The organism is Nonomuraea sp. NPDC003754, assembly GCF_053605785.1.
Genome location: NZ_JBSGJX010000092.1, coordinates 1 through 8,922, shown reverse-complemented (window position 1 = coordinate 8,922; position 8,922 = coordinate 1). Strand labels below are relative to the sequence as shown.

Annotated in this window: 10 protein-coding genes and 1 pseudogene; 5 read left to right on the top strand and 6 right to left on the bottom strand. The window is 66.6% G+C overall.

Annotation, left to right across the window (positions count from 1 at the left end):
- From ACWEVS_RS45520 to ACWEVS_RS45510, 3 genes and pseudogenes are all read left to right on the top strand, one after another.
- A pseudogene (locus ACWEVS_RS45520) lies at positions 1–267 on the top strand (IS5/IS1182 family transposase); the annotation flags it as partial.
- 213 nt (positions 268–480) lie between these two features.
- The gene (locus ACWEVS_RS45515) at positions 481–972 is read left to right on the top strand and encodes an NUDIX domain-containing protein (protein ID WP_452557399.1); all 492 of its coding nucleotides are present in this window, start codon (positions 481–483) and stop codon (positions 970–972) included.
- 194 nt (positions 973–1,166) lie between these two features.
- The gene (locus ACWEVS_RS45510; RefSeq protein ID WP_452557397.1) at positions 1,167–1,718 is read left to right on the top strand and encodes an NUDIX hydrolase; all 552 of its coding nucleotides are present in this window, start codon (positions 1,167–1,169) and stop codon (positions 1,716–1,718) included.
- A gap of 158 nt (positions 1,719–1,876) precedes the next feature.
- On the opposite strand, the gene ACWEVS_RS45505 is transcribed toward ACWEVS_RS45510, so the two are convergent.
- Positions 1,877–2,200: a hypothetical protein gene (locus tag ACWEVS_RS45505; RefSeq protein ID WP_452557395.1), complete on the bottom strand. Its 324-nt coding sequence runs from the start codon at positions 2,198–2,200 to the stop codon at positions 1,877–1,879.
- 639 nt (positions 2,201–2,839) lie between these two features.
- Positions 2,840–3,517: a YdcF family protein gene (locus tag ACWEVS_RS45500; RefSeq protein ID WP_452557393.1), complete on the bottom strand. Its 678-nt coding sequence runs from the start codon at positions 3,515–3,517 to the stop codon at positions 2,840–2,842.
- 53 nt (positions 3,518–3,570) lie between these two features.
- On the opposite strand from ACWEVS_RS45500, the gene ACWEVS_RS45495 reads away from it, so the two are divergent.
- Positions 3,571–4,581, top strand: coding sequence for an NAD-dependent epimerase/dehydratase family protein (locus tag ACWEVS_RS45495; RefSeq protein WP_452557391.1), 1,011 nt, complete (start codon positions 3,571–3,573; stop codon positions 4,579–4,581).
- 311 nt (positions 4,582–4,892) lie between these two features.
- On the opposite strand, the gene ACWEVS_RS45490 is transcribed toward ACWEVS_RS45495, so the two are convergent.
- The 3 genes from ACWEVS_RS45490 to ACWEVS_RS45480 form a co-directional block, all read right to left on the bottom strand.
- Positions 4,893–6,107 carry a helix-turn-helix domain-containing protein gene (locus ACWEVS_RS45490; RefSeq protein WP_452557389.1) on the bottom strand — a complete coding sequence of 405 codons (1,215 nt, stop codon included), beginning with the start codon at positions 6,105–6,107 and terminating at the stop codon, positions 4,893–4,895.
- Between the two features lie 169 nt (positions 6,108–6,276).
- Entirely contained in the window at positions 6,277–6,564 is a 288-nt protein-coding gene (locus tag ACWEVS_RS45485; protein ID WP_452557387.1) for a hypothetical protein, read from the bottom strand.
- Positions 6,557–6,721 (bottom strand): hypothetical protein, encoded by a 165-nt coding sequence (locus tag ACWEVS_RS45480; RefSeq protein WP_452557385.1) that lies wholly within the window; start codon positions 6,719–6,721, stop codon positions 6,557–6,559. Before ACWEVS_RS45480 ends, ACWEVS_RS45485 begins: the two co-directional genes overlap by 8 nt.
- 146 nt (positions 6,722–6,867) lie before the next feature.
- Here ACWEVS_RS45480 and ACWEVS_RS45475 point away from each other — a divergent pair, with 146 nt between their 5' ends.
- A complete protein-coding gene (locus ACWEVS_RS45475; protein WP_452557383.1) occupies positions 6,868–7,119 on the top strand; it encodes a GntR family transcriptional regulator in 252 nt (83 codons plus the stop codon).
- A 311-nt stretch (positions 7,120–7,430) separates the two neighbouring features.
- Here the strand turns inward: ACWEVS_RS45475 and ACWEVS_RS45470 are convergent, their stop codons facing one another.
- Positions 7,431–8,513 (bottom strand): WD40 repeat domain-containing protein, encoded by a 1,083-nt coding sequence (locus tag ACWEVS_RS45470; RefSeq protein WP_452557381.1) that lies wholly within the window; start codon positions 8,511–8,513, stop codon positions 7,431–7,433.
- Between the last annotated feature and the right edge of the window lie 409 nt (positions 8,514–8,922).

The window sequence follows — 8,922 nt, the reverse complement described above, 5'->3', positions numbered from 1 at the left end:
GCCAACCGGCGCTATCTGCGCGGGCGCAAGATCCGCCACATCATCCCCGAGCCTCGTGATCAACGGGCCAACCGGCGCAGGCGCGGCTCGGCGGGAGGCCGCCCGGTCGGGTTCGACGCCGAGCGGTACAAGAAGCGCAACGTGGTGGAGCGGGCGATCAACCGGCTCAAGAACTTCCGCGCGGTGGCCACCCGCTACGACAAACGCGCCTACATGTTCCTGGGAACCGTCACGGTCGCAGCCTTGGTCATCTGGCCCCGCACGTGATCCAGGAAACAGCTCCTAGACCCGCAGATGCACCGGTTCGTCGCCAAGCTGTCGGCCACGCTGGACCTACCTCGGGGCCGCGGCCTGAATCGCTGGCGGCCGGGCCGATAGGAGATGCCGGGCAGGCTGGCCGCATCTGGGCCGGTCTCCGGGGTGGTCGGATTTCCGTCGGGTGGCATCCGCCACTCGATAAGCTCAGGTGGCGTGGCTGAGATGATCTACTTCTGGCACGAGGGCCCGGTGCCCGCCGCCCTTCCCATTGTCCAGGTGTACGGCTACCTGCTGTGCCCCGAGACGGCGCGCGTCCTGATCCAGGAATACAACGGCGAGTTCAACTTGCCCGGCGGCGGCCCAGAACCTGCGGATGTCGACGTGGCCGCCACCCTGGTCCGGGAAGCCATGGAGGAAAGCCAGGTCGTCGTCGCCGACCCGGTTTACCTGGGGTATCAGGAGGTACGCGAGCCCGGCCGCGCCCCGTACGCGCAGGTACGAATGACGGGGCTGATCGCACGGTTCGATGAGCGTCGGCCCGACCCCGATGGTGGGCGGGTCCGGCGCCGGTTGATGACCGCGCTCGCGGACGCCCCGGGCATCCTCGGGTGGGGTGAGCCCGCCGTGGCGCAGGCCAGGGCGGCGGCGAGGGTCGCGAAAGAGGCGTGGGAGCTGCCGGTCGACTCGCCTGCCCCGGCCGGGTACGTGAACTGACACCGCCTACCGGAGACGGCCAACTCCATGTGACTTCATGGAAGTTCCGGGGCAGAGGGTGTTGCTGTCGCTACTGTGACCGCATGGCTCAGCCTGAACCACGCGCCCAGGACAAGGAGCGCTTAGACCTGGACGCTCGCTTCCGAGCAGTCGGGCAGGAAGAACTTCGCTCTCGGGCTGGTGTGGGGTGTCCCATGGCGATCAATGACTCCGATATCTCGAGCGCGCTTTCTGCCTATCTTGAGCGCTACCCGGACGAGGCCGCGCTGCTGTCTGAGCCGGTGCACCTGCTGTCTCGGGGAGGGGATTTCGCCTCGAGGCGGAATTTTTTGATGCACGTGACTGTCGGTGCGCTGCTGGTCCGCGGTGGCGCCAAGGTCCTGCTTGTCGAGCACCTCGCGTACGGGATCGTGTTGCAGCCCGGAGGTCACCTGGAGCCGACCGATACCACGCTGATCGGTGCGGCAGTGCGCGAGTTGACGGAGGAGACCGGGATTGACCCCGCGGAGGTCGTCCCAGCATCGCAGACCCCCGTCTACATCGAGTACGGCACGGTTCCAGCCCGGCCAGCGAAGGACGAGCCGGAGCATTATCACCTCGACATCGGATTCGCCTTCGTGACAGATGCGGACGTGGGGCGTATCCAGGAGTCCGAGGTGACGGGTGCTGCCTGGTACCCGCTCGCCGAGGCCGAGGGTCTTGTCGGGCACCGCATTGCGCGAGCGGTACCGGCCCGGATCGGTTGACCGGACTCGCGACTCATCCCCGAAGCGCCTCAATCTCGATCTCGACCAGCTTCGCTTGTCGATCAGCCCTGCAACGCCGAGTTGTGATGGTAGGTGCGCAAGCTTGAGAAAGTGCGGGACATCCTGTGCAAGGCCTTCTGGCTGTGAGTGTCGTCAAGTCAGATGGATCCGCACAGCCTATTGAGCTCCGCAACGTCTGTATTGATATCCGCGATCACCTGGTTGGGATCGCCGCCGGTCATGCCGGTCAAGCGGAAGTTCAGTTCTTGGAATTCGGCGGCCAGCCGACTGATCTTCGCTCCCGCCACTCCTTGCGCGTCGAGGGCTGCGCACATCAGGTCGAGGTATGTCTGGTGAGCCGCGGCTGCCTGGCTGCTGCGGGCGGTCTCGGCGTTTCGGCGGTATGCGGCCAGCGCCGCCTCCGCCTCGTCGCAGCCGCCGGGTCGGACCGCCGACAGCAGCGGGGAGGAAACCGGGACCACTCGCGTGGGGCTTGGTGGCTGGGGCGTGCTGGACTCAGGCGATGGACTCGGGGTCGGTGGTGCGTGCCGGGTGGTGACCGGATCTGGTGGCGATGACTGCGAGGCCGAGGTGGGGACTACCGCGTCGGACTGGGACTTTGGAGGCGGGGCTGGCGGCACCAGGTAGGCGACAAGCGCGACCACGGCGGCAATCGCACCCGCCAGAGCGCTCACGGCCGCCCAATTCAGGCGCAAGCCTGCTCCTCCGCCCGCCGTCGGCGGCTGCGCTGATCCGTTCTCCGTCATGCCCTCATCGTGGCTGAGCCGCCGGGCTCGGTCCACAATGCCTCCTGCTGATCTTCTTGAACCGAACTCGCCTCGAAAGGCGGGGGCGGTGAAGCGGCTTCGGCGGCCGGAAGGGGTCGGTGAGAAAACCGCGTCGCCCTGTAAACCGCTACCAGTGGGCGCGCGTGCCCGATGGGGTGGTGATCAAGGCACCGCCCGATCCCCTCACTGCCTGCGATCGTTGACGCTCAGCCGTACGGCTTGGAATCAGTCATCTAGCAGTGAGGAACGGCCCTGAACGATCCTGGAGACTGTTTGGGGATCTACGGATCAAAAGGCTTCCACCATGCAGGCCGGCCGGACTGGGATGACAGGTCAGGACGGCAGGATTCTGCTATCGAATCCGGCGCGACGGAGAGTCTGGTAGGCGTCACGAACCTCCCCAGGGACGGGCTGCTCGATGGCGTAGCCGAGCTTGGGGTACTCGATCACGCGCTGGAGGTCGCCGACAAGCATGTCGATGACCAGCTTCGGATTGCCGATCGAGTCAACGTAGTCGTCCAGCTCCAGAGACTCGGAAGCACAGACCACCTCGACTTCAGGCCACACTTTGCGGGCGGTGGCGTAGGCGCGGCGCTCCATGTATGGCTTGGAGATCAGCAGCACGGACGCGGGTCGCTGAGCCGCATCGGTCAGCACCTGCCGGGACAGGGTGATGTTCTGCCCGGTGTTGGTGGCGTTGGGTTCGAGGAGGATCGCCTCGTCCGGGACTCCGAGCGCGAGGGCGTGCTCGCGGTAGTGGACGGCCTCGCCGCGGGGGAAGCGGGCCGCTGTGGTGGAGCTGGTGGCGCCCGAGAAGACGAGCTGGGGGAACCAACCGGCGTGGTAGAGCTCGGCCGCCGTGGACGCGACGCCGAGGTCGTGACTGCCCAGGCCGATAGCCGCGTCGCACCTGCGCAGGAGATGGTGCATCTGGTGGTAGTCCCAGATGGTGCGGGCGTGCCGCCACTGCTCGTCGGTGATGACCTGCTTGTCGCTGCTGGTCTGGGTCATCTCTGCTCCGTGCTCCCTTCCCGCCCGGGATCTCGTGGGCAAGGATCGTGGTCATGCGATTACTGATCCTCGGTGGCGGCTGGTTCCTCGGCCGCGCGCTCGGCCGACAGGCTCTCCAACGTGGACACCAGGTGATCACGTTCACCCGCGGCAAGTCTGGGAGTGACATACCCGGCGTCAGCCAGATCCGCGGCGACCGAGGCAGCAACCATGATCTGGCCGACCTCGCAGAGCGCGGCCCGTACGACGCGGTGATCGATACGAGCGGGATGACGCCCAACATGGTTGAGATCTCGGCTACCGCGCTCGCCTGCCACGCGGGCCATTATGTCTACGTCTCCACCGTGAACGTCTATGAGGGCTGGCCCACCGAGCCGCTGACCGACGATTCGCCCATACGCTCCTACACGCCGTATGGACCGCCGGGCGAGTCCGGAGCCGACCAGTACGGCCGGGAGAAGGCGGGATGCGAGCAAGCCGTCATCGCGTCCTTCGACGACCGAGCCACCGTCCTCCGACCGGGCGTGATCATCGGCCCACACGAATACGTCGGCCGCATCCCGTGGTGGGTGCGCCGCATCGCCCAAGGTGGTCAGGTGCTCGCACCCGGAACACCGGACTGGCCGATCCAGCCGATCGACGTCCGCGACGTCGCAGCGTTCGCGCTCGACGCGGCCGAGCAACGCCTTGGAGGCTCCTTCAACCTTGCGGCGCCCATCGGGCATGCGACGTTCGGCGAGCTGCTCGAAGCCTGTCGGGAGGCAACCAGCAGCGACGCCATCCTGGAGTGGGCGGATCACGACTTCCTCATCGCCCAGGGCGTGCGCGAGTGGACGGAGCTGCCGCTGTGGCGGCCGTACCCGGGCACATGGCGTGTGGATTCGGCCCGCGCTCGCGCGGCCGGGCTGACGTGTCGCCCGCTCGACGACACCGTGGCGGACACGTGGGAGTGGCTGGACCGCGCCAGACCTGTGCTCGATCATGAGCGGGCGGCTGCGCTCGGGATCACGCCGGAGCGGGAGGCAGCGATCCTGGCAACGTGGTTTGCGCATAGGGCCGGTTAGGAGCCAGACGGTAGCGCTCTCACGGTGGAGCCCTCCTGGACGCACCTGGTGAGATCCTCGTTCAGGCTCCGCCTCTGCCTCGCGGGGCTGCGCCTGTTCAAGTTGCCTGCTGAGCGCCCTCCGTCTGGATCCTGGCCACGACCAGTGCCTGCCGCTGATCGGCATGCAGCTCCAGGGCGTCGCGAGCACGCAACAAGATCTCCTTCTCGATCTCACTGAGACCCACCAGTACGACCCCATTCGGTTTCGGCCAGGTACCTGAACGTGCATGGGGAGCCTTTGCGCGGATAGGCCCACCGGGTTGTCGCTGGTCACGGCAGCCGCATCACCTGCGCAAGGTGGGAAACCTCGCGCTGGCGAAGAAGCCGACCACTGTCACGAAGGTCACGCACGATGTTGCGGACCAAGGGGCGGTTTCGGACGTGCTGAGGTGCTATGCGATCCGCGCGGAGAAGCGCGTCCACCGCCTCATTGTCTTTCCGATTCATGTGGTATCCCGCTGCTGTGCAGGTCCAGTAGTGCGCTTGCCTCTCCGAGGAGGCGATTTCTGCGATCTCTACTTGTTCTGCCCGCGTGATCACATCACGAGGCCGCCCCAGCTCCATGCTGACTTCTACGGCGTGAATGGTGGTGTTGACCCGGTTGAACTGGGTCTGGAAGGCGTTCCCATCTCGCGGGAGCACCTCGGCGACTCGCCTTGCTTCGGCCAAGTGGCTCTCTGCCTCGGTCTGGTGCCACAACCGGGAGTAGGCGACGGCGGCCCGTAGGTGGAGCGCGCCCCACATCGCCTTGACCGTGTCGTCCGCGCCCACGTGCGGCTCGATCTGATCGAGCGCGGTCAACGCGGCGTTCTTCGCGGGATCCAACTGTGCCTCATGCAGCCAGACGCCGCACAGATCCCAGCTCGCGGCGGCGACCAGGTCGGGGGCGCCGACCCGTTGCGCCGCGACAAGCTCCCGCTGCACCGCCGTCCATCCCAGGTCGTGGTGACCCAGGAGATTCGAGGACACACGCGCCATGTGGCACGCGCGCAGCATCAACGCCTCAGCCCGATCGTGGTCCCCAGCCGAGTCGGCGCAGATCACGGTCAGGTCGGTGATGATGCCCGGCAGTACATCCCCGAGCGCGGTGAACTTGGCATCCTGCCGCAGTTGCTCGGCGAGCCGGACGTGCGCCTCCAGTTCGTCGAGGCTCCGCGGCTGACGGCCGGCCAGGAGCACCGCACCGCCGGGCATGGTCGCCTGCTGGAGTGCAAGCCGGAGCCCGGGGATCGCGGCGTGCCCGGAGTCGAGCTCCGCCGTCTCGTGCCGGTACGGCTGACCGGTCAGTTCGGCGACCTCCACCCCGAGGGCTTCGGCGAGCTGTCCCACGACGCTCATCCGGTCGAGGGGCATCCGCCCGTTCTCGACCTTCGACAGCCAGGAGACGGACCGGCCGATCTTCTCGGCGAGGGTGGCTTGATCCCAGCCCTTGCGGTGACGTGCCCGCGCGATGCGCTGGCCTTGCGTGAGGTGCTCGGTTGCCACGTACCCGCCCTCCTTGTCGTCGTCGCGTGCTTCGACGATAAGGCGGGTGATTCAGATCACTGGCAGAAAAACTGCCAGTGCGCGGGCATGCGGAACGGCAGGTCGGGGGCTGACCTGCGGAAATGATCTGCTGAAGTTGTGCTGGTGCTCTACCTGTGCGGCGTGTTGTTCACCTCGCCTCGCCGTCGAGGATGCGCAGCCAGAGGGCCCCCATGGGCCGCTGGTTCAGCCACGCGGTTTCTGTGATCGACGCTTTGGGGCCGGTCCTGTCGTGGCGCCTGATGAAGTACAGCCCGCCGGCGGCGCAGTACTCGTAGACGATCTCGGAACACTGGCAGGTGCTTGCCCTCACCCTGATGCGGTCCGCCCGGGGAGTGACCGGGTACCAGTCGACGGGCGTGAAGACCGGATAGCCGCGGGCGGCGTGGATGCCGTGGTAGCCGTCGTACTTACTCACTGGCGAGGACCTCTTGCGTGCGGAGGAGCCGGGCGAGAGCCGTGCTGTCGTCGGCGGCCACGGTCTGGTGCAGGCCGTTGCTGATCTGGGCATCGGTGAGCGAGATGCCGCGCCGGGTCGCGTACAGCGAACCCGCGTCACTGCAAACATGGACCATGCGGGGAACTCCACCCGGAGGAGCTCCAGACCTTCGCTCACCGATGCCATACCGCCAGGGTAAGGACTGCGCACCATGGATGTCTATAGGGCTCCATAGTGCCATCCGGAGAACGATGGAAGTTCGCAGGTTCCTACAGTTGCATCGTGATCGAGTTCCGCGAGGATCAGCCCAGGTGGCAGCAGGTTGCCGAGGTGATCCGCCAGCGCATCGCGGACGGGACATATCGGCCCGGATCGCGCGTGCCGAGCGAGAACGATCTGATGCAAGAGTTCGGCATCGCCCGCATGACCGCCCACAAGGTCATGCGCGCTCTCCGCGAGGACGGCTCCATCTACACCGTACGAGGCATGGGCAGCTTCGTCAGCCAGCCCGACGACGCCAGCACCTCCGACTAACGCGGCCTCTCCGACGAGTGAGGCTGGGACACGGCCGAGGGCCGTATGGCGATCGTGCTGACGGTGCCGTTGCCCCACACAGGTGGGGTCGATCAATGCATGGTGAATTCGGCATAAAGCTGCACACGTCGCGTCTCTGACATCCAGCTTCGCAGGCGCTCCACTTCGCTGCTGGCACGACCCGCCGCATCTTTCGAGGGGACCCGCCCGGTGTCAGCCCCGCTACGTCTGCGACTGACGCTGATCGTCTATCTCATGCACGCACTCCGAAAGTGACTCTTCCCCAAAAGAAGGCGTCGATGAAGGGTTGTTCAGGCGAGACTCCACATCCGGATCGTGGTGTCGAGGCTGCCGGAGACGACGGCGGGGGTGCCGTCCTCGCGTGTGCCCACAGCCAGTGCGCTGATGTTGTCGGCGTGGCCGGTGAAGGGGCTGCCGAGGGGCTGGCCGGTGTCGAGGTCGCGCACCACCACGTTGCGGTCGTTGCCACCCGAGACGATGACCGGGGTGCCGTCACCGTCCTTGGTCGTCACGACGAAGGGGTGGTAGGTGTTTCCCTCATGCGTCAGGGGCTTCCCGAGGGGCCGGCCCGACTCCAGGCTCCAGATGCGCAGCGCCGCTGGCGGACTTCCCTCGTCCAGAGGGAAGTTCGGGACCTCTGCCGAGATCATGACGCGCTGTCCATCGCTGCGCTCCGCGAGCGCCATCCCGTACACCGTGCAGGTGAAGCAGGCGTTGAGAGGCTTGCCGATGGGTTTGCGCGTGTCGAGGTTCCAGATCCGCATCCTCTCGTCGGTGCTGCCGGTCACAAAGACGGGCGTCCCATCGGCGCGCTTGGTGACCTCGATGTCCATGACGCCGGAATAGTGACCCCACCACGGCTTGCCGATGAGCTTGCCGGTGTTCAGGTTCCACATGTGGAGCGCCACCATTTTGCGGCCCTCGCCGCTGGAGACGATGACCGGCGTGCCATCACTACGCTTCCCAACGGCAACCGCGTGGACGAGCGCATGCCCGGTTCTGAGTGGTTTGCCCAAAGGCTTGCCGGTGTCGAGATTCCACATCCGTACGGTGCCGTCCTCGCCGCCGGAGACGATGACAGGAGTGCCGTCACTGCGCTTACCGATCGCCACGTCGTACGCCGGGCGGGTATGGCCGGTGATGGGTCTGCCGAGCGGCTTGCCCGTGTCGAGGCTCCACACCCGCAGCGTCTTGTCGAAGCCGGCAGAGACGATGACTCGGGTGCCGTCACTGCGCTCGCCGATCGCGAGCGCGCTGATGCCGCGCGTGTGGCCCTTTAACGGTCCGCGCAGCTCACTTCCGAAGGGCGGAGCCTCTGCTGGGGATGCCGGCCTGGCAGGTTGACCAACCTGGGCAACCGGCGTCGCCTTCACCGCAGGGGTGTGCCAGCACGTGCCTGCTACCAGGAGACCCAGCGCGACCGCCAGCCTTCCGGCGCCCGTCCTTACTGCACGTCGCGCCATCTCCTCGTCCTTTCAAGCCCGCCGCCCCGGCGAGTCATGATCGCGATCGGGGGCAGGCGTCACTGTAGCGGCCGGTATCCCTGTTCCGGAAGAGCAGACGCTTTGCCGTAGCCGGCGCAGGAATTGGCAACGGACCTGTTCGAAGGCTTGCAGGTCACAAGCCCGTACCACGGATGCGTCTCCCGCTCGACGCACCAACGCCCCTCATCACGCCGCCACGTCTAAGGGCGTGTTTGAGATGGGTGATCAGCATCAGTCGCAGACGTAGCGGGGCTGCCGTCGGGCGGGTCCGCCTCGGGTGAGGCGGCGGGCCATGCCA